Here is a 25,289-nt window from a genome sequence, read left to right as displayed (position 1 = left end):
TGCCAGACGACGGATGGAGTAACAGATGCGATCGGCCCTGAAGAGGCAGATGCTAAACGCAGTTTACTCTTGTTCCCTTCGCAGGTATTAGCCTGATCAGGTTCCGCGGATCCCGAATTAACGGTCTCAGCCTTTTCCAGTGTGGAAAATGGGCACTCCGACAAGATGACATCCCCTCTCCGTGAGGGGGAATGTATGTAAACTACGCGTTAATGGCTCACAACTCAAGCGGTCGGCGCGATATTGTCGCTGACGTTGTCTTTGCGGCTGTGGGCGACGGCGAGGGCGATCAGGTTATCTTCCAGCGCAAAGCGCGCTTCCAGCGCTTCGCCGATATCCGACAGCGCCTGCTGGAACTCAAGGTAGTTATCGTGATCGATGGCGTTTTCGAGGCAGGAGTCGTAATAATCCATGATCTGCTGGGTATTGGCCTGCAGCTGTGGATAAATCTTAGTGGCGGCTAAAAGTGGCGTATCGCCTTCCAATTCGCCGATAAAGCGTTCATAAATATTAAAATGGCCGGAGGAGAGGTAGTCCACCAGGCTTTGACAAAAATCATCCAGCGCTTTCTCATTAAGCCGCATAAATGATTCTTTGCCGGGCTTCAGGCCAACCAGGTTGTAGTAAGCCACAAGCAAATGCTTACGTACTTGTAGCCAGCGATCGACCAGTTTATTGCTGCCTCCAACACGTTCCGTCAGGTTTTCCAGCTGGTTTAACATGGTTGACTCCGCAAGGTTTTAAGAGAAATACGTTGCTCACCAAAATGTAAATTTAATGTTAAAAGTGCCAGTAAAATAAAGGTAGTGCAATAGATATGGATCGTATTATTGAAAAATTAGATCGCGGCTGGTGGATCGTCAGCCACGAACAGAAATTATGGTTGCCCGACGGAGAATTGCCCTACGGCGAAGCGGTAAATTTTAATCTTGCGGGGCAGCCCGCGCTGCGAATCGGAGAATGGCAGGGCGATCCGGTGTGGCTGGTCCGCCAGGATCGCCGGCATGAGATGGGATCGCTGCGTCAGGTGCTCGATCAGGATGCTGGCCTTTTTCAACTGGCGGGACGCGGGATCCAGCTGGCGGAATTCTACCGCTCGCACAAATTCTGCGGCTACTGCGGCCATCCTATGCACCCCAGCAAAACCGAGTGGGCAATGCTGTGCAGCCACTGCCGCGAACGCTACTACCCGCAAATCGCCCCGTGCATTATCGTCGCCATCCGTCGGGATGATTCTATCCTGCTGGCGCAGCATACTCGCCATCGTAACGGCGTGCATACGGTGCTGGCCGGGTTTGTCGAAGTCGGCGAAACCCTGGAGCAGACCGTTGCCCGCGAGGTGATGGAGGAGAGCGGCATTAAGGTGAAAAACCTGCGCTACGTGACCTCTCAGCCCTGGCCGTTCCCACAATCGCTGATGACCGCGTTTATGGCCGAGTACGATAGCGGCGAGATTGTCATCGACAAGAAAGAGCTGCTGGAGGCGGGATGGTATCGCTATGACAATCTGCCGCTTTTGCCACCGCCGGGCACCGTGGCGCGCCGTCTGATTGAAGATACCGTGGCGATGTGTCGGGCAGAGTATGAGTGACATGTTACATATACTTTATCCTTCAAATTGCCTCTTTGTTGGCTGCTTTCACTTACCCCAGTCACTTACTTGAGTAAGCTCCTGGGGTTCATTCAATTGCCGCCTCGATCCACTTTGAATGATTTTGTGTATAAACTTGGCGCATCAACGCTAAAGGAATGTAAAAATGACCGAACTGAAGAACGATCGCTACCTGCGCGCGCTGCTACGCCAGCCGGTTGATGTCACCCCGGTATGGATGATGCGTCAGGCGGGCCGCTATTTACCGGAATATAAGGCCACCCGCGCCGAGGCGGGCGATTTTATGTCGCTGTGTAAAAACGCCGAGCTTGCCTGTGAAGTGACGCTGCAGCCGCTGCGCCGCTATAAGCTGGATGCGGCTATCCTCTTCTCGGACATTCTCACCATCCCGGATGCGATGGGGCTGGGGCTCTATTTCGAAGCCGGGGAGGGCCCGCGTTTTACCTCACCCATTACCGGCAAAGCGGATGTCGATAAATTACCCGTCCCCGACCCGGAAGATGAGCTTGGCTACGTGATGAACGCCGTGCGCACCATCCGCCGTGAGCTGAAGGGAGAAGTGCCGCTGATTGGCTTTTCCGGCAGCCCGTGGACGCTGGCGACCTACATGGTGGAAGGCGGCAGCAGCAAAGCGTTTACGGTGATCAAAAAGATGATGTACGCCGAGCCGCAGGCCCTGCATGCGCTGCTCGATAAGCTGGCGAAAAGCGTCACGCTGTATCTGAATGCGCAAATCAAAGCGGGCGCGCAGTCGGTGATGATCTTTGATACCTGGGGCGGGGTGCTGACCGGCCGGGATTATCAGCAGTTCTCGCTCTATTACATGCATAAAATCGTTGATGGGCTGCTGCGTGAGAACGATGGCCGCCGCGTGCCGGTGACGCTGTTTACCAAAGGCGGCGGGCAGTGGCTGGAAGCGATGGCGGAAACCGGCTGCGATGCGCTGGGGCTCGACTGGACGACCGATATCGCCGATGCGCGGCGTCGCGTCGGCCATAAAGTCGCCCTGCAGGGCAATATGGATCCCTCGATGCTCTATGCCCCTCCGGCGCGCATCGAAGAAGAGGTGGCGACCATTCTCGCCGGGTTTGGCCAGGGCGAAGGCCATGTCTTTAATCTTGGGCACGGCATTCATCAGGACGTCGACCCGGAACATGCGGGCGTATTTGTGGAGGCAGTGCACCGGTTGTCGGCGCCATACCACCGTTAAGGAGTGAATATGGATTTGTCATCGCTACGCACCAAGCAGCTCAGCCTGGCGGCATCGGTTGAACGAGGCGATCGGCTGGACCAGGATCCGCCGACGCTGATCGGCGGAGCGGATGTTGGATTTGAGCAAGAGGGAGAGGTGACCCGGGCGGCGATGGTGCTGCTGAGCTATCCGTCCCTGGAGCTGGTGGAGTATCAGGTCGCGCGCGTCGCGACCACGATGCCCTATATCCCCGGCTTCCTCTCCTTTCGCGAAACCCCCGCGCTGCTGGCGGCCTGGGAGCAGCTTTCGCAGAAGCCAAATCTTTTATTTGTTGATGGCCACGGTATTTCCCACCCGCGCCGCCTCGGCGTCGCCAGCCATTTTGGTCTGCTGGTGGATGTGCCGACCATCGGCGTGGCGAAAAAACGGCTGTGCGGTAAGTTCGAGCCGCTGGGCGATGAGCCCGGCGCGCTGGCGCCGTTGTTAGATAAAGGCGAGCAGCTGGCGTGGGTTTTGCGCAGTAAAACGCGCTGTAATCCCCTGTTTGTGAGTACCGGGCACCGCGTGGGCCTGGATAGCGCGCTGATGTGGGTGGAGCGCTGCCTGAAAGGCTACCGCCTGCCTGAACCGACGCGCTGGGCTGATGCCGTGGCGTCCCGGCGTCCGGCGTTTGTGCGTTGGCAAGCAAATCACGACTGATTCAGGTACACTGCGGCTAATTTCTGACTTCGAGATTTCATCATGTTACAAAACCCGATTCATCTGCGTCTGGAGAAGCTGGAAAGCTGGCAGCACGTGACCTTTATGGCCTGCCTGTGCGAGCGGATGTACCCCAACTACGCCATGTTCTGTCAGCAAACTGAGTTCGCCGATGGCCAGCTTTATCGCCGTATTCTCGATCTGATCTGGGAAACGCTGACGGTAAAAGATGCGAAGGTGAATTTCGACAGCCAGCTGGAAAAGCTGGAAGAGGCTATTCCGGCCGCTGATGATTACGACCTGTACGGCGTCTATCCGGCCATTGATGCCTGCGTGGCCTTGAGTGAGCTGATTCATTCGCGGCTGAGCGGCGAAACGCTCGAACATGCTATTGAAGTCAGCAAGAGCTCGATCACCACCGTTGCGATGCTGGAAATGACCCAGGCTGGTCGCGAAATGACCGACGAAGAGCTCAAGGAAAACCCGGCAGTCGAACAAGAATGGGATATTCAGTGGGAAATTTTCCGTCTTCTGGCCGACTGCGAAGAACGCGATATTGAACTGATCAAAGGGCTGCGTGCAGACCTTCGCGAGGCCGGTGAGAGCAATATTGGTATAAATTTTCAGCAATGAGACCAGAAAACGTGATTTACCGCCTGAATTGTAGCGTCTGAAGGCTTCCATTCCGCCCCCCGTCTGGTCTACATTTGGGGGGCGAAAAAACGTGGCTATCGGTGCGTGTATGCAGGAGAGTGCTTTTCAGGCATTTCCGTCGCACTCGATGCTTAGCAAGCGATAAACACATTGTAAGGATAACTTATGAACAAGACTCAACTGATTGATGTAATTGCGGACAAAGCTGACCTGTCCAAAGCACAGGCGAAAGCTGCCCTGGAATCTACCCTGGCTGCAATTACCGAGTCTCTGAAAGAAGGTGATGCTGTTCAACTGGTTGGTTTCGGTACCTTCAAAGTGAACCACCGCGCTGAGCGTACTGGCCGCAACCCGCAGACCGGTAATGAAATCAAAATCGCCGCAGCAAACGTACCGGCATTTGTTTCTGGTAAAGCTCTGAAAGACGCAGTTAAGTAAGACCGCGTGGCAGTGTACAGTTTTATCGAAGGGGCTTGTCGGCCCCTTTTGTCTACCTGGCGCCGCACGCTGGCGCTGGTAGGCGTATTGCTGCTCACTGCCTGCAGCCATGATTCCTCTCTCCCGCCGTTTACCGCCAGCGGATATGCGGATAACCAGGGGGCGATGCGTATCTGGCGCAAAGATTCTAACGGCGAGGTCCATCTCCTTGCCGCCTTCAGTCCATGGCGTCATGGTAATACTTCGACCAGCGAGTACCGCTGGCAGGATGGCCAGCTCGCGCTGATTGAACTCAACGTCTACGGTAAACCGCCGGAACATATTCGCGCCCGGTTTGATGCGCAGGGCGAACTCAGCTTTATGCAGCGTGAAATCGATGGGCAGAAGCAGCAGCTTTCCAGCGATCAGGTCGCGCTATACCGCTATCGCGCTGAGCAAATACGCCAGACCAGCGACGCTCTGCGTCAGGGACGCGTTATGCTGCGCCAGGGGCGCTGGCATGCCAACAGGACGGTGACCACCTGTGAAGGTCAGACCGTGAAGCCTGACCTCGATACGCAGGCGCTGGCGCATATTGAGCGACGTCAGAATCACTCATCCATTGAGGTCAGCGTGGCGTGGCTGGAAGCGCCTGAAGGCTCTCAGCTGCTGCTGGTGGCAAACGAAGATTTCTGCACCTGGCAGCCGACCGAAAAAAGCTTCTGAGCCTTACCAGTGGCTCATCCCCATATGACCGCGGCCTCCGCCGCAGCTCCCTGGTCCCATACCCACACCGCGAGAAATACCCGCCTGCGCTAACGCGAGATCGAACTTCACCCGCTGCTGGGCCAGCTGTTGACCGAGAACCTCCATCTCCTGGGCAATGGATTCGACTTTCGCGCTGTCAGGCTTATCCGCGGTTAACAGCGCATGGTATTCGTAGCGTTTTGATTGAAGCTGCTGACGTAAAACGCGGGTTTGTTCATAGAAATCGTTATGCAGCTTCCGGGCAGTGGCCTGCTGATCGGCGGTGAGCTGGCTGTAGCCCTGGGGTCCCATTCCGCTGCCGTTATTCCAGTGGTGCCTTGCCCAGGCTGAACTGCTACCGAAAGTCAGCGCGGCGAGGGCAATCAGCGTCAGCGTCATTTTTTTGTTCCGTTTCATAGTTTATTCTCCTGGCTTATGGTTTCTCAATGATTTGCATCTTCTGTGCCAGAATGGAAAGGCCGCAGGATATCGGGCATTGAGCACCTTCCAGCCAGACGAGAGCGAGTAAAAATGACTCGCGGTCAAGGAGGCTGCGGGTCATTTTTACTCGATCGCCTTCCCGGTTTGCGCATGAGAAGCGGTTAGACGGGACGGAAAAATGGCATGATTTCTGCTGAGCGATACGGTGTCTGAGGAAAGGGAGTTGTCATGAACGCGATGCGGTTGTCTAAGGATTCCGTCGCCGTCTGGCTGAGCTGGTTGTTAACCGGCCTTATCTTGCTGCTGGTGTGCCTGTTCTCTGCGTTAATCGTGCGTGATTATGGCCGTGAAAATGAAGCCGCGCGCCAGACTATCCAGGAAAAGGGCAGCGTGCTGATTCGCGCCCTTGAGTCCGGCGCCCGGGTGGGCATGGGAATGCGTATGCATCATTCCCAACTGCAGGCGTTGCTGGAGGAGATGGCCTGGCAGCCAGGCGTGCTGTGGTTCGCTGTGACGGATGAGAGCGGTAAAATCATTGCCCATAGCGACCCGCAGCGGGTTGGTGAGTCGCTCTACTCTGCCAGCACTCTGCGTGAGCTGAATATTGGGAGCGAGGAGCGCTGGCGCCGGCTCGAAAAACCGGAACCGGCGCTGGAGATTTATCGTCAATTTCGCCCGCTTAACGGCGGCGGGCATCATATGCGCATGATGATGCGTCGCGAAGCTGCCGGGCTACGTACCCAGGCTCCCCAGGTTATTTTTATTGCTTTTGATACCCGCGAGCTGGATGCCGACCATGCCCGTAGCCTGCGTAATATGGTTATCATGCTCTGCGCGGCGGGCGTAGTGATGGCGGCAACGTTGCTGGCGCAGTTCTGGTTCCGCCGCTATCAACGTTCGCGCAAGCAGCTGCAGGAGGCGACGGCGCGTAAAGAAAAGCTGGTGGCGCTTGGTCATCTGGCCGCGGGCGTCGCCCATGAGATCCGCAACCCGCTGTCATCTATAAAAGGGCTGGCAAAGTATTTTGCCGAGCGAACCCCAGCCGATGGCGAAGCGCATCAGCTGGCCCAGGTGATGGCGAAGGAAGCCGATCGCCTGAACAGGGTCGTCAGCGAGCTGCTGGAACTGGTGCGTCCGGCGCATTTAACGTATCAATCGGTTGATTTGAATGACGTGATTACGCACTCGCTTCAGCTAATTAGCCAGGATGCCGCCAGCCGGGCAATAACGCTCGCGTTCACCACGCAGCCCGCGCTATGCCGCATTCAGGCCGATCCGGATCGTTTGAAACAGGTGCTGCTGAACCTTTATCTCAATGCCGTCCACGCTATTGGCCGCGATGGCGTGATTACGGTGGCGGTGAGGGAATGCGGCGACGGGCGAGTAAAGGTGAGCGTTGCGGACAGCGGCAAGGGGATGACGGCGGAACAGCTACAGGCCATTTTTACCCCGTACTTCACGACCAAGGCCGACGGCACCGGGCTGGGCCTGGCGGTGGTGCAGAACATTGTCGAGCAGCACGGCGGAACGATTCACGCCGAGAGCGCCCCCGGCGAAGGCGCGCTATTTACTCTCTATTTGCCGGTCAACGGGCAACAAAAGGATGAACAAGGATGAGTGGCGAGCAGATCGATATTCTGGTGGTGGACGATGACATCAGCCACTGCACTATCTTACAGGCGCTGTTGCGGGGCTGGGGATACCGGGTTGCGCTGGCCTACAACGGTGTACAGGCGCTGGAACAGGTGCGCCAGACGGTGTTTGATCTGGTGCTTTGCGATATCCGCATGGCCGAGATGGACGGCATCGAAACGCTGAAAGAGATCAAAACCTGGAATCCGTCGATTCCGGTATTGATCATGACCGCATACTCCAGCGTCGATACCGCCGTGGAGGCGCTGAAATCCGGTGCGCTGGACTACCTGATTAAGCCGCTGGACTTTGACAAGCTGCAGCAGACGCTGTCTGAGGCGTTGGCCCATACGCGGCTGAGCGAGTCACCCGTCGCGGGTAGTCCCCCCGCGGCCCAGTTTGGCATGGTGGGCGATAGCCCGGCGATGCGGGCGCTGCTGAATAATATTGCCCTGGTTGCCCCCTCTGATGCGACGGTATTAATTCACGGCGAGTCGGGCACCGGGAAAGAGCTGGTCGCGCGGGCGCTGCACGCCAGCAGCGCCCGCAGCCGCAGGCCGCTGGTGATCCTCAACTGTGCCGCACTCAACGAGTCGTTGCTGGAGTCGGAGCTGTTTGGTCACGAGAAAGGCGCCTTTACCGGCGCGGACAAACGGCGAGAAGGGCGTTTTGTTGAAGCGGACGGCGGTACGCTCTTTCTCGATGAGATTGGCGATATTTCACCGCTGATGCAGGTGCGCCTGCTGCGGGCGATTCAGGAGCGTGAAGTGCAGCGCGTGGGCAGCAATCAGACCCTTTCGGTAGATGTACGGCTAATTGCCGCCACCCACCGGGATTTAGCTGAAGAGGTCAGCGCCGGACGTTTTCGTCAGGATCTCTACTATCGCCTGAACGTCGTGACTATCGATATGCCGCCGCTGCGTCAGCGCAAGGAGGATATCCCTCAGCTGGCGCGCTATTTCCTGCAGCGTTATGCCGAGCGTAACCGCAAAGCGGTGCAGGGGTTTACGCCGCAGGCGATGGACTTACTGATTCACTACGCATGGCCGGGGAATATTCGCGAACTGGAAAATGCGGTAGAGCGGGCGGTGGTCCTGCTGACCGGAGAGTATATCTCGGAACGCGAGCTGCCGCTGGCGATTGCCGGTACGTCGGTTTCGGACGCGCCGCACGGCGAGGATATTATTCAGCCGCTGGTGGAAGTCGAGAAAGAAGCGATCCTGGTGGCGCTCGAAAAAACGGGCGGCAACAAAACTGAAGCCGCCCGTCAGCTGGGCATTACGCGCAAAACGCTGCTGGCAAAGCTCAGCCGTTAGCTGTTTTGCTCACGCTCAATAGCGCGCCAGCCGATGTCGTTACGGCTAAAGCTGCCGTCCCAGCGGATATCGCTCATCAGGGCGTAAGCGCGCTTTTGCGCTTCAGCGACGGTGTGACCCAGCGCGGTAGCGCAGAGCACCCGGCCGCCGCTGGTCAGCACGCGATCGTCATCAGCGAGTCTGGTACCGGCGTGGAAGACCTTGCCGTCAGCCGCTTCTTCCAGAGGCAGGCCGTGGATCTCATCACCGGTGCTGTAGTTGCCCGGATAGCCACCGGCGGCGATCACCACGCCCAGCGAGGCGCGTTCGTCCCACTCGGAGGTTTTCTCATTCAGCTTGCCGTCGCAGGCGGCGAGGCACAGATCTACCAGATCCGATTTCATGCGCAGCATGATCGGCTGGGTTTCCGGATCGCCAAAGCGGCAGTTGAACTCGATAACCTTCGGGTTTCCCTGTTTATCGATCATCAGGCCCGCATAGAGGAAACCGGTGTAGGTGTTCCCTTCCGCTGCCATACCTTTTACGGTTGGCCAGATAATGCGTTCCATGGTGCGCTGGTGAACCTCATCGGTTACCACCGGCGCCGGTGAGTAAGCGCCCATACCGCCCGTGTTCGGGCCGGTATCGCCATTGCCCACGCGTTTATGATCCTGGCTGGTGGCCATCGGCAGGACGTGCTCGCCGTCGACCATCACGATAAAGCTCGCCTCTTCGCCGTCGAGGAACTCTTCAATGACGATGCGGTGTCCGGCGTCGCCAAAGGCGTTACCTGCCAGCATGTCGTGAACGGCGGCTTCCGCTTCTTCCTGCGTCATGGCGACAATCACGCCCTTGCCGGCGGCCAGGCCGTCGGCCTTGATGACGATCGGCGCGCCTTTCTCACGCAGGTACGCCAGCGCGGGCTCGACTTCGGTGAAGTTCTGGTATTCCGCCGTCGGGATGTTATGACGCGCGAGGAAATCTTTGGTGAAGGCTTTGGAGCCTTCAAGCTGCGCCGCGCCTTCCGTTGGGCCGAAGATTTTCAGCCCTGCGGCACGGAACGCATCGACAACGCCAATTACCAGCGGCGCTTCCGGGCCAACGATGGTCAGGTCAATCTTCTCGCTCTGCGCAAAGCTCAGCAGCGCCGGAATATCGGTGACGCCGATAGCCACGTTCTGCAGCGCCGGTTCCAGCGCGGTGCCCGCGTTACCCGGGGCGACAAAAACGGTATCAACCTGCGGTGACTGTGCGGCCTTCCAGGCCAGCGCGTGTTCGCGTCCGCCGTTGCCAATAACTAATACTTTCATCGTCTGCTCCGTGAATTAATGGCGGAAGTGGCGCATGTCGGTGAAGATCATCGCGATGCCGTGCTCATCGGCGGCGGCAATCACCTCTTCGTCGCGAATAGAACCACCGGGCTGAATGACGCAGCTCACGCCAACGGCAGCAGCGGCATCAATACCGTCGCGGAACGGGAAGAAAGCGTCGGACGCCATAGCCGAACCTTTCACTTCCAGACCTTCATCACCGGCTTTAATCCCGGCGATTTTGGCGGAGTAAACGCGGCTCATCTGGCCTGCGCCTATCCCGATGGTCATATTCTCTTTGGCGTACACAATGGCGTTGGATTTAACGAATTTCGCCACTTTCCAGCAGAACAGCGCATCGCGCAGTTCCTGCTCGGTCGGCTGGCGTTTGGAAACCACGCGCAGTTCGCCTTCCGTAACCATACCCAGATCGCGATCCTGAACCAGCAGGCCGCCGTTAACGCGTTTGAAGTCCAGACCAGGTACGCGCTGCGTCCACTGACCGCAGGTCAGGACGCGGACATTCTGTTTCGCGGCAGTGATCTTCAGGGCTTCTTCCGTCGCAGACGGCGCGATGATCACTTCAACAAACTGGCGGGAGATGATCGCCTGCGCGGTTTCGGCATCCAGTTCGCGGTTAAACGCGATAATGCCGCCGAAGGCAGAGGTCGGGTCAGTTTTGTACGCACGGTCGTAGGCGTCCAGAATAGAGGTGCTTACCGCTACGCCACATGGGTTGGCGTGCTTCACAATAACGCAGGCCGGCTCGCTGAATTCTTTGACGCATTCCAGCGCTGCATCGGTGTCAGCGATGTTGTTATAGGAGAGCGCTTTACCCTGAACCTGCTGTGCAGTGGCAACAGAGGCTTCTTTGACTTCTTCTTCTATATAGAAGGCCGCCTGCTGGTGGCTGTTTTCACCATAGCGCATATCCTGCTTCTTAATGAAGTTCAGATTCAGGGTGCGCGGGAAGCGACCCGCGGCTTCTTTGCTCTCGCCGTGATAGGCCGGAACCATGCTGCCGAAGTAGTTGGCAATCATGCTGTCATAGGCGGCGGTGTGTTCGAATGCCTTAATGGCGAGGTCGAAGCGGGTGTCGAGGGTCAGGGAGCCTTCGTTGGCATCCATCTCTTTAATAATGGCATCGTAGTCGCTGCTCTTCACCACGATGGCGACGTCTTTATGGTTCTTCGCCGCTGAGCGAACCATGGTTGGGCCGCCGATATCAATGTTTTCTACCGCATCTTCCAGCGAGCAGCCCTCGCGGGCAACGGTTTGAGCAAACGGATACAGGTTAACCACCACCATATCAATAGGCGCGATACCGTGTTGTTCCATAATACCGTCATCCTGGCCGCGGCGACCGAGAATACCGCCGTGAACTTTCGGATGCAGGGTCTTCACGCGTCCGTCCATCATTTCCGGGAAACCGGTGTAGTCAGAGACTTCGGTAACCGGCAGACCTTTCTCAGCCAGCAGGCGTGCGGTACCACCCGTAGACAGTAGCTCGACACCACGAGCGGAAAGCGCCTGCGCGAATTCGACGATACCGGCCTTGTCAGAAACACTGAGCAGGGCGCGGCGGACTGGACGACGTTGTTGCATGGTATTAAATCCCCAGGATTTGAATATTACAGAGAGCGTTAGGTGAATTTTTGTCTAAAAACTCACCTAACGCACCCAACCGGGCATCCTTGTTATAGCGCGGCATTGTAACGAAAACGTTTGCGCAACGCTCGCGAATTTTTATCTTTCTCTTTTTAGCCCAGGATCGCGCCCTATAGAGAGAAGAGAGCGGGCCTTTATAAGAGGGTATCGGCCGCCACCTGTGGATAATTCTGTGCGTAACAGGGTATAAAGCGGGGTTTTGCTGGGGAATGCAGCAGTCAGTCATTTTTCTGCAATTTTACTATTGCGGATGCTCGGGAACTCCCTATAATGCGCCTCCATCGACACGGCAGATGTGAATCACTTCACAAACAACAGGGTCGGTTGAAGAGAAAAAATCCTGAAATAACGGGTTGACTCTGAAAGAGGAAAGCGTAATATACGCCACCTCGCAACGGTGAGCGAAAGCCGCGTTGCACTGCTCTTTAACAATTTATCAGACAATCTGTGTGGGCACTCAAAGTGACATGGATTCTTAACGTCGCAAGACGAAAAATGAATACCAAGTCTCAAAGAGTGAACACGTAATTCATTACGAAGTTTAATTCTACGAGCATCAAACTTAAATTGAAGAGTTTGATCATGGCTCAGATTGAACGCTGGCGGCAGGCCTAACACATGCAAGTCGAACGGTAGCACAGAGAGCTTGCTCTCGGGTGACGAGTGGCGGACGGGTGAGTAATGTCTGGGAAACTGCCTGATGGAGGGGGATAACTACTGGAAACGGTAGCTAATACCGCATAACGTCGCAAGACCAAAGAGGGGGACCTTCGGGCCTCTTGCCATCAGATGTGCCCAGATGGGATTAGCTAGTAGGTGGGGTAACGGCTCACCTAGGCGACGATCCCTAGCTGGTCTGAGAGGATGACCAGCCACACTGGAACTGAGACACGGTCCAGACTCCTACGGGAGGCAGCAGTGGGGAATATTGCACAATGGGCGCAAGCCTGATGCAGCCATGCCGCGTGTATGAAGAAGGCCTTCGGGTTGTAAAGTACTTTCAGCGGGGAGGAAGGTGTTGAGGTTAATAACCTCAGCAATTGACGTTACCCGCAGAAGAAGCACCGGCTAACTCCGTGCCAGCAGCCGCGGTAATACGGAGGGTGCAAGCGTTAATCGGAATTACTGGGCGTAAAGCGCACGCAGGCGGTCTGTCAAGTCGGATGTGAAATCCCCGGGCTCAACCTGGGAACTGCATTCGAAACTGGCAGGCTGGAGTCTTGTAGAGGGGGGTAGAATTCCAGGTGTAGCGGTGAAATGCGTAGAGATCTGGAGGAATACCGGTGGCGAAGGCGGCCCCCTGGACAAAGACTGACGCTCAGGTGCGAAAGCGTGGGGAGCAAACAGGATTAGATACCCTGGTAGTCCACGCTGTAAACGATGTCGACTTGGAGGTTGTTCCCTTGAGGAGTGGCTTCCGGAGCTAACGCGTTAAGTCGACCGCCTGGGGAGTACGGCCGCAAGGTTAAAACTCAAATGAATTGACGGGGGCCCGCACAAGCGGTGGAGCATGTGGTTTAATTCGATGCAACGCGAAGAACCTTACCTACTCTTGACATCCACGGAACTTAGCAGAGATGCTTTGGTGCCTTCGGGAACCGTGAGACAGGTGCTGCATGGCTGTCGTCAGCTCGTGTTGTGAAATGTTGGGTTAAGTCCCGCAACGAGCGCAACCCTTATCCTTTGTTGCCAGCGATTCGGTCGGGAACTCAAAGGAGACTGCCAGTGATAAACTGGAGGAAGGTGGGGATGACGTCAAGTCATCATGGCCCTTACGAGTAGGGCTACACACGTGCTACAATGGCATATACAAAGAGAAGCGACCTCGCGAGAGCAAGCGGACCTCATAAAGTATGTCGTAGTCCGGATTGGAGTCTGCAACTCGACTCCATGAAGTCGGAATCGCTAGTAATCGTGGATCAGAATGCCACGGTGAATACGTTCCCGGGCCTTGTACACACCGCCCGTCACACCATGGGAGTGGGTTGCAAAAGAAGTAGGTAGCTTAACCTTCGGGAGGGCGCTTACCACTTTGTGATTCATGACTGGGGTGAAGTCGTAACAAGGTAACCGTAGGGGAACCTGCGGTTGGATCACCTCCTTACCTTAAAGAACCTGCCTTTGTAGTGCTCACACAGATTGTCTGATAGATGTAAAGAAGCAAGACGGCTGCGAAGTCGCGACACCTCGTGTCCCCTTCGTCTAGCGGTTAGGACTCCGCCCTTTCACGGCGGCAACAGGGGTTCGAATCCCCTAGGGGACGCCACTTGCTGGCTGTGAGTGAAAGGCACAACCAACCGATATCTCAAAACTCATCTTCGGGTGACGTTTGAGATATTTGCTCTTTAAAAATCTGGATCAAGCTGAAAATTGAAACGACACACTGTTTAAGTGTGTTCGAGTCTCTCAAATTTTCGCGACACGATGATGTTTTACGAAACATCTTCGGGTTGTGAGGTTAAGCGACTAAGCGTACACGGTGGATGCCCTGGCAGTCAGAGGCGATGAAGGACGTGCTAATCTGCGAAAAGCGTCGGTAAGGTGATATGAACCGTTATAGCCGGCGATGTCCGAATGGGGAAACCCAGTGCAATTCGTTGCACTATCGTTAACTGAATACATAGGTTAACGAGGCGAACCGGGGGAACTGAAACATCTAAGTACCCCGAGGAAAAGAAATCAACCGAGATTCCCCCAGTAGCGGCGAGCGAACGGGGAGCAGCCCGGAGTCTGAATCAGCTTGTGTGTTAGTGGAAGCGTCTGGAAAGTCGCAGGGTACAGGGTGATACTCCCGTACACTAAAACACACAGGTTGTGAACTCGAAGAGTAGGGCGGGACACGTGGTATCCTGTCTGAATATGGGGGGACCATCCTCCAAGGCTAAATACTCCTGACTGACCGATAGTGAACCAGTACCGTGAGGGAAAGGCGAAAAGAACCCCGGCGAGGGGAGTGAAAAAGAACCTGAAACCGTGTACGTACAAGCAGTAGGAGCCCACTAGTTGGGTGACTGCGTACCTTTTGTATAATGGGTCAGCGACTTATATTCTGTAGCAAGGTTAACCGTATAGGGGAGCCGCAGGGAAACCGAGTCTTAACTGGGCGTTAAGTTGCAGGGTATAGACCCGAAACCCGGTGATCTAGCCATGGGCAGGTTGAAGGTTGGGTAACACTAACTGGAGGACCGAACCGACTAATGTTGAAAAATTAGCGGATGACTTGTGGCTGGGGGTGAAAGGCCAATCAAACCGGGAGATAGCTGGTTCTCCCCGAAAGCTATTTAGGTAGCGCCTCGTGAACTCATCTTCGGGGGTAGAGCACTGTTTCGGCTAGGGGGTCATCCCGACTTACCAACCCGATGCAAACTACGAATACCGAAGAATGTTATCACGGGAGACACACGGCGGGTGCTAACGTCCGTCGTGAAGAGGGAAACAACCCAGACCGCCAGCTAAGGTCCCAAAGTCATGGTTAAGTGGGAAACGATGTGGGAAGGCCCAGACAGCCAGGATGTTGGCTTAGAAGCAGCCATCATTTAAAGAAAGCGTAATAGCTCACTGGTCGAGTCGGCCTGCGCGGAAGATGTAACGGGGCTAAACCATGCACCGAAGCTGCGGCAGCGACACTATGTGTTGTTGGGTAGGGGAGCGTTCTGTAAGCCGTTGAAGGTGGCCTGTGAGGGTTGCTGGAGGTATCAGAAGTGCGAATGCTGACATAAGTAACGATAATGCGGGTGAAAAACCCGCACGCCGGAAGACCAAGGGTTCCTGTCCAACGTTAATCGGGGCAGGGTGAGTCGACCCCTAAGGCGAGGCCGAAAGGCGTAGTCGATGGGAAACAGGTTAATATTCCTGTACTCGGTGTTACTGCGAAGGGGGGACGGAGAAGGCTATGTTGGCCGGGCGACGGTTGTCCCGGTTTAAGCATGTAGGCGGATGTTCCAGGTAAATCCGGAACGTCACTAACGCTGAGGTGTGATGACGAGGCACTACGGTGCTGAAGTGACAAATGCCCTGCTTCCAGGAAAAGCCTCTAAGCATCAGGTAACATCAAATCGTACCCCAAACCGACACAGGTGGTCAGGTAGAGAATACCAAGGCGCTTGAGAGAACTCGGGTGAAGGAACTAGGCAAAATGGTGCCGTAACTTCGGGAGAAGGCACGCTGATGGTAGGTGAAGCGACTTGCTCGTGGAGCTGAAATCAGTCGAAGATACCAGCTGGCTGCAACTGTTTATTAAAAACACAGCACTGTGCAAACACGAAAGTGGACGTATACGGTGTGACGCCTGCCCGGTGCCGGAAGGTTAATTGATGGGGTTATCCGTAAGGAGAAGCTCTTGATCGAAGCCCCGGTAAACGGCGGCCGTAACTATAACGGTCCTAAGGTAGCGAAATTCCTTGTCGGGTAAGTTCCGACCTGCACGAATGGCGTAATGATGGCCAGGCTGTCTCCACCCGAGACTCAGTGAAATTGAACTCGCTGTGAAGATGCAGTGTACCCGCGGCAAGACGGAAAGACCCCGTGAACCTTTACTATAGCTTGACACTGAACACTGGTCCTTGATGTGTAGGATAGGTGGGAGGCTTTGAAGTGTGGACGCCAGTCTGCATGGAGCCATCCTTGAAATACCACCCTTTAATGGCTGGTGTTCTAACGTGGGCCCCTGATCGGGGTTGCGGACAGTGTCTGGTGGGTAGTTTGACTGGGGCGGTCTCCTCCTAAAGAGTAACGGAGGAGCACGAAGGTCAGCTAATCCTGGTCGGACATCAGGAGGTTAGTGCAATGGCATAAGCTGGCTTGACTGCGAGCGTGACGGCGCGAGCAGGTGCGAAAGCAGGTCATAGTGATCCGGTGGTTCTGAATGGAAGGGCCATCGCTCAACGGATAAAAGGTACTCCGGGGATAACAGGCTGATACCGCCCAAGAGTTCATATCGACGGCGGTGTTTGGCACCTCGATGTCGGCTCATCACATCCTGGGGCTGAAGTAGGTCCCAAGGGTATGGCTGTTCGCCATTTAAAGTGGTACGCGAGCTGGGTTTAGAACGTCGTGAGACAGTTCGGTCCCTATCTGCCGTGGGCGCTGGAGAATTGAGGGGGGCTGCTCCTAGTACGAGAGGACCGGAGTGGACGCATCACTGGTGTTCGGGTTGTCATGCCAATGGCATTGCCCGGTAGCTAAATGCGGAAGAGATAAGTGCTGAAAGCATCTAAGCACGAAACTTGCCCCGAGATGAGTTCTCCCTGACCCTTTAAGGGTCCTGAAGGAACGTTGAAGACGACGACGTTGATAGGCCGGGTGTGTAAGCGCAGCGATGCGTTGAGCTAACCGGTACTAATGAACCGTGAGGCTTAACCTTACAACGCCGAAGATGTTTTGGCGGATTGAGAGATTTTCAGCTTAGATTACAGATTTTCGGGAACGAAAGATTTTACGCTGAGGCAAGGCGGCAAATGAAGTAAAGGAAGGAGCATACTGTAGTATGTGACTGACTTTACGAATGCAGCCAACGCAGCATCGGTGTAAAAGATTCGTTTCTGACAACAGAATTTGCCTGGCGGCACTAGCGCGGTGGTCCCACCTGACCCCATGCCGAACTCAGAAGTGAAACGCCGTAGCGCCGATGGTAGTGTGGGGTCTCCCCATGTGAGAGTAGGGAACTGCCAGGCATCAAATAAGTGAAAAGCCCATCCTGACGGATGGGCTTTTTGCGTTTTTGTCGTCTGAACCGACCGGACAGCGGTTACCCTTATCCGGTCTTACTTCATTACTCATGTACCAAATTCAATAACGGATAGGGTTTTCCAAGATCGTCCGTCTCAGAACGGCCTGTCACCTTAAAGCCCATCTTCTTATAAAATCCGACCGCTTGTTCATTCTGCTCATTAACGTTGGTCGTCAGTTTGGGCGCTAACGTCAGCGCGTGTTCAATCAACAGCTTACCGACGCCGCAGCCGCGGACCGTAGGGTCAACGAATAGCGCATCCATATGTTCCCCCGTAAGCAGCATAAAGGCGACCGGCTCGTCTTTCTCCGTCACCGCGACCCACAGCGGCGCTTCGGGTAAAAACGCGCTCACCAGATCTTCCAGTTCCGCTCTATACTCTTTTGATAAAAAATCGTGCGTTGCATCGACCGACCGACGCCAGATCGCAATCAGTTTTTTCTCTTCATCATGCCGTGAACGGCGGATACTAATAACCATATTTGCTCCTTTTCTTTGTTCTTATATTCTAACTCAAATGTCTCCGTGAAATTTTCTCACCCTGCACCTGCAGGCTCGACATTCACCTTATTCCTGGGTATCTTCAGCTGTCTGGATGTCTAAACGTTTATACGTATGCTATGAGGTAATAAAGTTATGCCAATTCGGGTGCAGGACGAGCTACCGGCCGTCAATTTCTTGCGTAATGAAAACGTCTTTGTGATGACGACAACTCGCGCGACGACTCAGGAAATCCGCCCGCTGAAGGTGCTCATCCTTAATCTGATGCCGAAGAAAATCGAGACTGAGAATCAGTTTTTGCGACTGCTTTCCAACTCTCCTCTGCAGCTTGATATCCAGCTGTTGCGCATCGATGCCCGCGAATCACGTAATACTCCGGCGGAACACCTGAACAACTTCTACTGCAACTTTGAAGATATTTGCGATCAGAACTTTGATGGCCTGATTGTTACCGGTGCACCTTTAGGTTTGGTTGAATTTAATGACGTTGCCTACTGGCCGCAGATAAAACAGGTGCTGGAATGGGCTAAAGATCATGTTACCTCAACGCTGTTTGTCTGTTGGGCGGTACAGGCAGCCCTCAATATCCTCTACGGTATCCCTAAACAGACCCGCTCTGAGAAGATTTCCGGGGTCTACGAACACCATATCCTGCAACCTCATGCCTTGTTAACCCGCGGCTTTGACGATAGCTTTCTGGCCCCGCACTCGCGCTATGCCGATTTCCCGGCGGCGCTGATACGCGACTACACCGACCTCGAGATCCTGGCGGAAACGGAAGAGGGCGACGCCTACCTGTTCGCCAGCAAAGATAAGCGCATCGCCTTCGTGACCGGTCACCCGGAATATGACGCGAACACCCTGGCCAGCGAGTTCTTCCGCGATGTGGAAGCGGGTCTCGATCCGCAGGTTCCACATAATTATTTCCCGCAGAACGATCCGCAGAACAAACCGCGCGCCACCTGGCGAAGCCATGGCAATTTGCTGTTTATCAACTGGCTGAATTATTACGTCTACCAGATCACGCCATACGATCTACGCCATATGAATCCGACTCTGGATTAATCTTCTACACAACGCGATCCTAAAGCGTTTCAGCATTTTGCCTCTGGCACCTTCGGGTGCCTTTTTTATTTCCGAAACGCAGCTCATATTGTAATTAAACTTTATTTATATTGTTATCAATAGGTTAAATGATAATTAAATTAAAAATGGAAATTGTTTTTGATTTTGAAAAATAAATGCGTAGTCTTAATTGTGCTGAACGAAAACTACACAACGATCTTACGTTCGCGCCAACTGGATCAACCAAGAGGAGCAGCACATGACGCAGCAGGCGACAATCACTGACGAACTGGCTTTTAGCCAGCCATATGGCGACCAGGAGAAGCAAATCTTAACGCCTGAGGCCGTAGAATTTCTGACCGAGCTGGTGCGCCGCTTTACGCCTGAGCGCAATAAACTCCTGGCCGCGCGTATCCAGCAGCAGCAGGCAATTGATAACGGCAAGCTTCCCGATTTTATTTCGGAAACAGCTTCCATTCGTAACGGTGATTGGACGATCCGCGGCATTCCGGACGATTTGCAGGATCGGCGGGTAGAAATTACCGGTCCGGTAGAGCGCAAGATGGTCATCAATGCGCTCAATGCGAATGTAAAAGTCTTTATGGCGGATTTCGAAGACTCACTGGCGCCCGAATGGAGCAAAGTCATTGATGGGCAAATTAACCTGCGCGATGCGGTTAACGGCACCATCAGCTACACCAATGAAGCCGGCAAGATTTATCAGCTCAAGCCGAACCCGGCGCTGCTGATCTGCCGCGTGCGCGGTCTGCATCTGCCGGAAAAACACGTGACGTGGCGCAGGGAAGCGATTCCCGGCAGTCTGTTCGACTTCGCCCTCTATTTCTTCCACAACTACAAAGCGTTACTGGAAAAAGGCAGCGGCCCCTATTTCTATCTGCCGAAGACTCAGGCCTGGCAGGAAGCCGCGTGGTGGAGTGAAGTATTTAGCTTTACGGAAGACCGTTTTGAGCTGCCGCGCGGCACCATCAAAGCCACGCTGCTGATCGAAACGCTGCCCGCCGTATTCCAGATGGACGAAATTCTGCACGCCCTGCGCGACCATATTGTGGGTCTGAACTGCGGGCGCTGGGACTACATCTTCAGCTATATCAAAACGCTGAAGAATCATCCGGATCGCGTTCTGCCGGACCGCCAGGTGGTGACGATGGACAAGCCTTTCCTCAGCGCCTACTCGCGATTGTTGATTAAGACCTGCCACAGGCGCGGCGCGTTTGCGATGGGCGGCATGGCGGCCTTTATTCCGAGCAAAGATGCCGAGCGAAACAACCAGGTGCTGAACAAGGTAAAAGCGGACAAATCGCTGGAGGCGAATAACGGTCATGACGGTACCTGGATCGCGCATCCCGGGCTGGCTGACACCGCGATGGCCGTCTTTAACGGCGTACTGGGCGAGAACAAAAATCAGCTGTCCGTTACCCGCGAAGACGATGCGCCGATTACCGCTGAACAGCTGCTGGCTCCCTGCGAGGGCGAACGAACCGAAGAGGGCATGCGCGCCAACATTCGCGTGGCGGTGCAGTACATCGAGGCGTGGATTTCCGGCAACGGCTGCGTACCGATTTATGGCCTGATGGAAGATGCGGCGACGGCGGAAATCTCCCGTACCTCTATCTGGCAATGGATCCACCATGAGAAAACCCTCAGTAACGGCACACCGGTTACCAAAGCGCTATTCCGCCAGTGGCTGGCCGAAGAGATGCGGGTGATTCAGGACGAACTGGGCGAGCACCGCTACAGCAGCGGGCGTTTTGATGAAGCCGCTCGCCTGATGGAACAGATCACCACCTCCGACGAGCTGATCGATTTCTTAACCCTGCCGGGCTACCGCCTTCTGGCCTAATTCACCACACAACAATATGGAGCATCTGCACATGAAAACCCGTACCCAACAAATCGAAGAATTAAACAAAGAGTGGACGAATCCGCGCTGGGAAGGCATTACTCGCCCATACAGCGCCGAAGATGTGGTGAAGCTGCGCGGCTCGGTCAACCCGGAATGTACTCTGGCGCAGCTGGGCGCGGCAAAGATGTGGCGACTGCTGCACGGGGAAGCGAAAAAAGGCTACGTCAACAGCCTGGGCGCGCTGACCGGCGGCCAGGCGCTGCAGCAGGCGAAAGCGGGCATTGAAGCGATTTATCTTTCCGGCTGGCAGGTCGCAGCGGACGCCAACCTGGCCTCCAGCATGTATCCGGATCAATCGCTCTATCCGGCGAACTCGGTACCGGCCGTGGTCGATCGGATCAACAACAGCTTCCGCCGCGCGGATCAGATCCAGTGGTCTGCGGGCATTGAGCCGAACGATCCGCGTTATACCGATTATTTCCTGCCGATCGTCGCCGACGCGGAAGCGGGGTTTGGCGGCGTGCTTAATGCGTTTGAGCTGATGAAATCGATGATTGAGGCCGGTGCAGCGGCCGTACACTTCGAAGACCAGCTGGCATCGGTGAAAAAATGCGGCCATATGGGCGGCAAAGTGCTGGTCCCCACGCAAGAGGCGATTCAGAAACTGGTCGCCGCGCGTCTGGCGGCGGACGTCATGGGCGTGCCGACGCTGGTGATCGCTCGCACTGACGCCGATGCGGCGGATTTAATTACCTCAGACTGCGATCCTTACGATCGCCAGTTCATTACCGGCGACCGTACCAGCGAAGGTTTCTTCCGTACCCATGCCGGTATCGAACAGGCCATCAGCCGCGGGCTGGCCTACGCGCCCTATGCCGACCTGGTGTGGTGTGAAACCTCTACCCCGGACCTTGAGCTGGCGAAGCGCTTTGCCGACGCGATCCACGCGAAATATCCGGGCAAACTGCTGGCCTACAACTGCTCGCCGTCGTTTAACTGGCAGAAAAAGCTGGATGATAAAACCATTGCCAGCTTCCAGCAGCAGCTGTCGGATATGGGCTACAAGTATCAGTTCATCACCCTGGCCGGTATTCACAGCATGTGGTTCAACATGTTCGACCTGGCCCACGCCTACGCCCAGGGCGAGGGGATGAAGCACTACGTTGAGAAGGTCCAGCAGCCGGAGTTCGCGGCGGCTAAAGATGGCTACACCTTTGTCTCTCATCAGCAGGAGGTCGGCACCGGCTACTTCGATAAGGTCACCACCATTATCCAGGGCGGAGCCTCATCAGTTACGGCGTTAACCGGCTCTACAGAAGAAGATCAGTTCTGATAATTTCCCCCTCTCCCTCTCTCCGGGGGAGAGGGATGGGTGAGGGGGAAGAGATGACGCGTGGCCTGGAATTATTGATTGCTCAAACTATTTTGCAGGGTTTTGACGCCCAGTACGGTCGTTTTCTTGAAGTGACTTCCGGCGCCCAGCAGCGCTTTGAACAGGCTGACTGGCATGCCGTCCAGCAGGCGATGAAGCAGCGTATTCATCTCTACGATCACCATGTCGGCCTGGTCGTCGAGCAGCTGCGCTGCATTACCGATGGTAAAAATACCGATACCGATTTTTTGCTGCGGGTAAAAGAACACTATACCCACCTGCTGCCGGATTACCCTCGTTTCGAAATTGCGGAGAGCTTTTTCAATTCCGTTTATTGCCGGTTGTTTGACCACCGCTCGCTGACTCCCGAGCGGCTTTTCATTTTCAGCTCTCAGCCAGAGCGGCGCTTACGCGCCATCCCGCGCCCGCTGGCCAAAGATTTCTTCCCCGAGCGCGGCTGGGACACGCTATTACGCAAAGTGTTATCCGATCTTCCTCTCCGTCTGCCGTGGCAAAACAGCGCGCGCGATATCGGTTATATCACCGCTTGCCTGCAGGAGGCGCTCGGCAGCGAGCTGCTTTCCCGGTCGCACCTGCAGGTGGCGAATGAACTGTTTTACCGCAATAAGGCGGCCTGGCTGGTAGGCAAACTGGTTACGCCGATGGCGACGCTGCCTTTTCTTCTGCCAATCCATCGCACCGATGAAGGCGAATTGTTTGTCGACGCCTGTCTGACGACGCATGCCGAAGCCAGCATCGTTTTTGGCTTCGCCCGCTCCTATTTTATGGTTTACGCGCCGCTACCCGGCGCGCTGGTCGAGTGGCTGCGCGAGATTCTCCCGGGGAAAACCACCGCTGAACTGTACATGGCGATTGGCTGCCAGAAGCATGCGAAAACCGAGAGCTATCGGGAATACCTGCACTATATTTCCCGCAGCGATGAGCAATTTATTGAAGCGCCGGGGATTCGCGGCATGGTGATGCTGGTGTTTACTTTGCCGGGATTTGACCGGGTATTTAAAGTCATTAAGGACCGCTTTGCGCCGCAGAAAGAGATGACCGCCGCCCACGTGCGCGCCTGCTATCAGCTGGTCAAAGAGCACGACCGCGTGGGAAGGATGGCCGATACCCAGGAGTTTGAGAACTTCGTCCTGGAGAAACGGCAAATTGCGCCCGAACTTATGGCCCTGTTACAAACCGAAGCCGGAGCGAAAATTAGCGATCTCGGCGATCGGATTGCGATCAGCCATCTTTATATCGAGCGGCGGATGGTGCCGCTGAATATCTGGCTGGAGCAGGTGGACGGTCCGGCGCTGCGCGATGCGGTAGAGGAGTACGGCAACGCCATTCGTCAGCTGGCCGCCGCCAACATTTTCCCCGGCGATATGCTATTTAAAAACTTTGGCGTCACGCGTCACGGCCGGGTGGTGTTCTACGATTACGATGAAATTTGCTATATGACGGAGGTGAATTTCCGCGAGATCCCGCCGGCGCGCTACCCGGAGGATGAGCTTGCCAGCGAGCCCTGGTATAGCGTCTCGCCTGGCGATGTTTTTCCGGAAGAGTTTCGCCACTGGCTGTGCGCTGACCCGCGCATCGGACCGCTATTTGAAGAGATGCACGCCGACCTGCTGCGCGCCGACTACTGGCGGGAGCTGCAAACGCGTATCCGCAACGGCCACGTGGAAGACGTCTACGCCTATCGCCGCCGTCAGCGTTTTAGCGTGCGCTACGGCGACCTGAAGCAGGCGGGATAGCCGATGGCCTGCTTCAGGCTGCTTCGATAACGGCAAATTCTTCGTACACCAGCTCCATATCCGGCGCCCAGGTGCCTTCGCGTTCAAAGAATGCCTGATGCGCCGATTGCCAGTAAGCGAGGCTTAAATCACCTTCGCCCTCCAGCGCGGCGAGCTCAGGGCTCATTTCGTTAAAGCGAATGAGCCTGAGGGTCAGGGTGCGTATCACGCAGACGGCTTTCCCTTTGCCGTCCAGCACAATGTGATACGCACCCGGCGTCACGGGCGGCTGCTCCTGCTGATAGCTGGCAAGCGAACCGCAGGTGCCGCGTTTCTTCCCGGCGATAACCAGGGCAGCCAGCTCGTCGGCCAGCGCCGGTGAATCGCCGAAAGACCAGCAGAAAGCAGAAGGGTATTTATCCTGCCAGTAGGATTTCAGATCGCTCATTTAGCGCACTCCGCCGTAGGCCAGCGTCACTTCTTTCGCCGCCTTAATCACCATCGCGCCGAACTCGGTCACGCGGTCATCGGTAATACGGGAAATGGGCCCGGAAATGGAGATGGCGGCGAACGGCTCACGATGTTCATCATAAATGCACGACGCTACGCAGCGCAGGCCCAGCGCGTGTTCTTCGTCATCAAACGAGTAGCCGCGCTTACGCGTCTGGGCCAGGTCCTCTTTCAGATGTACCGGCGATACCAGGGTGGCATGGGTATAAGCGTGCAGACCTTGACGGTGCAGCAGGCCGGTAACCTGCTCTTCGCTTAGCTGCGACAGAAACGCCTTTCCGGCGCCGGAAGCGTGCATCGGCAGCTTACCGCCAATCGGTGCCGACATACGCATCAGCTGCGTACACTGCACCTGATCGATAATAATCGCCTGATGATCGCTCTGGTCAAGCACCGCGAGGTTAACCGTTTCACCGGAATCTTCCATCAGCTGACGCAAAATCGGATGGACGATCGCCAACAGATTACGGCTTTGCAGGAAGCTGCTGCCGACGACGAAAGCATGGGCGCCCACCGACCAGTGGCCCAGCTCACCGACCTGACGAACAAAACCCAGCTGCTGCATGGTCGTCAGCAGGCGGTGAGTCGTGGAGTTAGGCAGGCCGGCCTGCTGGGCCAGTTCGGTCAGCGCCACGCTGCCGTGGGATTCAGCAATCCATTCGAGCAGCTTCAGTCCGCGGGTCAGGGACTGAACTTGCCCGCCGGCCGGAGCGGCGGCGGGGGAGGCAGGTTTTCTGCCGCGTTTTGCGGGAGCGGGGGTCGCCATCGCGGACTCCTTTTTTCTGTATCGTGGAAATGATTTTCGTTTTATTTGGCGATAATGCAATCACTACCCGACTGATCGGA

19 protein-coding genes, 1 tRNA gene, 3 rRNA genes and 1 riboswitch are annotated in these 25,289 nt (G+C 55.6%); of the genes, 16 read left to right on the top strand and 7 right to left on the bottom strand.

The genetic code is table 11. The annotated features are described in order from the left end of the window. Positions 1 to 56: 56 nt before the first annotated feature. Positions 57 to 170: riboswitch (TPP riboswitch) on the bottom strand. 54 nt (positions 171 to 224) lie between these two features. Then, positions 225 to 722 carry an Rsd/AlgQ family anti-sigma factor gene (locus tag JLG71_RS26185; RefSeq protein ID WP_014837106.1) on the bottom strand — a complete coding sequence of 166 codons (498 nt, stop codon included), beginning with the start codon at positions 720 to 722 and terminating at the stop codon, positions 225 to 227. A 95-nt stretch (positions 723 to 817) separates the two neighbouring features. Between JLG71_RS26185 and nudC the strand changes: the two genes are divergently transcribed. The 6 genes from nudC to JLG71_RS26155 all read left to right on the top strand — a co-directional run bounded on the left by nudC (position 818) and on the right by JLG71_RS26155 (position 5,300). Then, on the top strand, positions 818 to 1,591 hold the full coding sequence (nudC, locus tag JLG71_RS26180; RefSeq protein ID WP_004097667.1) for an NAD(+) diphosphatase: 774 nt from the start codon (positions 818 to 820) through the stop codon (positions 1,589 to 1,591). 166 nt (positions 1,592 to 1,757) lie between these two features. Beyond that, positions 1,758 to 2,822: a uroporphyrinogen decarboxylase gene (gene hemE / locus JLG71_RS26175; protein WP_014227501.1), complete on the top strand. Its 1,065-nt coding sequence runs from the start codon at positions 1,758 to 1,760 to the stop codon at positions 2,820 to 2,822. A 9-nt stretch (positions 2,823 to 2,831) separates the two neighbouring features. Further along, the gene (nfi, locus tag JLG71_RS26170; RefSeq protein ID WP_064378466.1) at positions 2,832 to 3,503 is read left to right on the top strand and encodes a deoxyribonuclease V; all 672 of its coding nucleotides are present in this window, start codon (positions 2,832 to 2,834) and stop codon (positions 3,501 to 3,503) included. Between the two features lie 42 nt (positions 3,504 to 3,545). Continuing rightward, a complete protein-coding gene (locus JLG71_RS26165; protein WP_004097673.1) occupies positions 3,546 to 4,136 on the top strand; it encodes a YjaG family protein in 591 nt (196 codons plus the stop codon). A 186-nt stretch (positions 4,137 to 4,322) separates the two neighbouring features. Beyond that, complete coding sequence (gene hupA / locus JLG71_RS26160) at positions 4,323 to 4,595, top strand: nucleoid-associated protein HU-alpha (protein ID WP_004097675.1); 273 nt, start codon at positions 4,323 to 4,325, stop codon at positions 4,593 to 4,595. A gap of 12 nt (positions 4,596 to 4,607) precedes the next feature. Further along, the gene (locus JLG71_RS26155) at positions 4,608 to 5,300 is read left to right on the top strand and encodes a DUF1481 domain-containing protein (RefSeq protein WP_004097677.1); all 693 of its coding nucleotides are present in this window, start codon (positions 4,608 to 4,610) and stop codon (positions 5,298 to 5,300) included. 3 nt (positions 5,301 to 5,303) lie between these two features. Here the strand turns inward: JLG71_RS26155 and zraP are convergent, their stop codons facing one another. Then, on the bottom strand, positions 5,304 to 5,738 hold the full coding sequence (gene zraP, locus JLG71_RS26150; RefSeq protein WP_048263778.1) for a zinc resistance sensor/chaperone ZraP: 435 nt from the start codon (positions 5,736 to 5,738) through the stop codon (positions 5,304 to 5,306). A gap of 252 nt (positions 5,739 to 5,990) precedes the next feature. On the opposite strand from zraP, the gene zraS reads away from it, so the two are divergent. Continuing rightward, a complete protein-coding gene (gene zraS, locus JLG71_RS26145; protein ID WP_200913898.1) occupies positions 5,991 to 7,379 on the top strand; it encodes a two-component system sensor histidine kinase ZraS in 1,389 nt (462 codons plus the stop codon). After that, a complete protein-coding gene (gene zraR / locus JLG71_RS26140; protein ID WP_032721071.1) occupies positions 7,376 to 8,710 on the top strand; it encodes a sigma-54-dependent response regulator transcription factor ZraR in 1,335 nt (444 codons plus the stop codon). The genes zraS and zraR overlap by 4 nt, the downstream gene beginning before the upstream one ends. On the opposite strand, the gene purD is transcribed toward zraR, so the two are convergent. Both purD and purH read right to left on the bottom strand, forming a co-directional pair. Then, the gene (purD, locus tag JLG71_RS26135) at positions 8,707 to 9,999 is read right to left on the bottom strand and encodes a phosphoribosylamine--glycine ligase (RefSeq protein WP_025107527.1); all 1,293 of its coding nucleotides are present in this window, start codon (positions 9,997 to 9,999) and stop codon (positions 8,707 to 8,709) included. The genes zraR and purD overlap by 4 nt on opposite strands. Before the next feature lie 15 nt (positions 10,000 to 10,014). Then, the gene (purH, locus tag JLG71_RS26130; RefSeq protein ID WP_004097693.1) at positions 10,015 to 11,604 is read right to left on the bottom strand and encodes a bifunctional phosphoribosylaminoimidazolecarboxamide formyltransferase/IMP cyclohydrolase; all 1,590 of its coding nucleotides are present in this window, start codon (positions 11,602 to 11,604) and stop codon (positions 10,015 to 10,017) included. A gap of 627 nt (positions 11,605 to 12,231) precedes the next feature. On the opposite strand from purH, the gene JLG71_RS26125 reads away from it, so the two are divergent. The 4 genes from JLG71_RS26125 to rrf all read left to right on the top strand — a co-directional run bounded on the left by JLG71_RS26125 (position 12,232) and on the right by rrf (position 17,339). Continuing rightward, positions 12,232 to 13,771: ribosomal RNA gene (locus JLG71_RS26125) — 16S ribosomal RNA — on the top strand. Positions 13,772 to 13,858: 87 nt separating this feature from the next. Continuing rightward, positions 13,859 to 13,933: transfer RNA gene (locus tag JLG71_RS26120), tRNA-Glu, on the top strand. Between the two features lie 190 nt (positions 13,934 to 14,123). Then, positions 14,124 to 17,029: ribosomal RNA gene (locus JLG71_RS26115) — 23S ribosomal RNA — on the top strand. Positions 17,030 to 17,223: 194 nt separating this feature from the next. Beyond that, positions 17,224 to 17,339 (top strand): 5S ribosomal RNA (gene rrf / locus JLG71_RS26110). The 16S, 23S and 5S rRNA genes sit together here with 1 tRNA gene alongside, the layout of an rRNA operon. Positions 17,340 to 17,437: 98 nt before the next feature. Here the strand turns inward: rrf and JLG71_RS26105 are convergent. Then, entirely contained in the window at positions 17,438 to 17,875 is a 438-nt protein-coding gene (locus JLG71_RS26105; RefSeq protein ID WP_148842371.1) for an acetyltransferase, read from the bottom strand. Between the two features lie 156 nt (positions 17,876 to 18,031). On the opposite strand from JLG71_RS26105, the gene metA reads away from it, so the two are divergent. From metA to aceK, 4 genes are all read left to right on the top strand, one after another. After that, positions 18,032 to 18,961, top strand: coding sequence for a homoserine O-acetyltransferase MetA (gene metA, locus JLG71_RS26100; protein ID WP_004109666.1), 930 nt, complete (start codon positions 18,032 to 18,034; stop codon positions 18,959 to 18,961). 259 nt (positions 18,962 to 19,220) lie between these two features. Further along, positions 19,221 to 20,822, top strand: a complete 1,602-nt coding sequence (aceB, locus tag JLG71_RS26095; protein WP_004097698.1) for a malate synthase A — start codon at positions 19,221 to 19,223, stop codon at positions 20,820 to 20,822. Positions 20,823 to 20,853: 31 nt separating this feature from the next. After that, entirely contained in the window at positions 20,854 to 22,158 is a 1,305-nt protein-coding gene (gene aceA / locus JLG71_RS26090) for an isocitrate lyase (RefSeq protein WP_004097699.1), read from the top strand. A 53-nt stretch (positions 22,159 to 22,211) separates the two neighbouring features. Beyond that, positions 22,212 to 23,954: a bifunctional isocitrate dehydrogenase kinase/phosphatase gene (aceK, locus tag JLG71_RS26085; protein ID WP_200913897.1), complete on the top strand. Its 1,743-nt coding sequence runs from the start codon at positions 22,212 to 22,214 to the stop codon at positions 23,952 to 23,954. A 13-nt stretch (positions 23,955 to 23,967) separates the two neighbouring features. Here the strand turns inward: aceK and JLG71_RS26080 are convergent, their stop codons facing one another. After that, the gene (locus JLG71_RS26080) at positions 23,968 to 24,372 is read right to left on the bottom strand and encodes an ASCH domain-containing protein (RefSeq protein ID WP_086074014.1); all 405 of its coding nucleotides are present in this window, start codon (positions 24,370 to 24,372) and stop codon (positions 23,968 to 23,970) included. Between the two features lie 9 nt (positions 24,373 to 24,381). Then, a complete protein-coding gene (iclR, locus tag JLG71_RS26075) occupies positions 24,382 to 25,209 on the bottom strand; it encodes a glyoxylate bypass operon transcriptional repressor IclR (protein ID WP_004097706.1) in 828 nt (275 codons plus the stop codon). Between the last annotated feature and the right edge of the window lie 80 nt (positions 25,210 to 25,289).

The organism is Klebsiella michiganensis (genome assembly GCF_015139575.1).
In the GTDB taxonomy this organism is placed as follows: Bacteria; Pseudomonadota; Gammaproteobacteria; order Enterobacterales; family Enterobacteriaceae; genus Klebsiella; species Klebsiella michiganensis.
The sequence above is the reverse complement of the archived record's forward strand: the minus strand, read 5'-3'. Positions and strand labels throughout refer to the sequence as shown.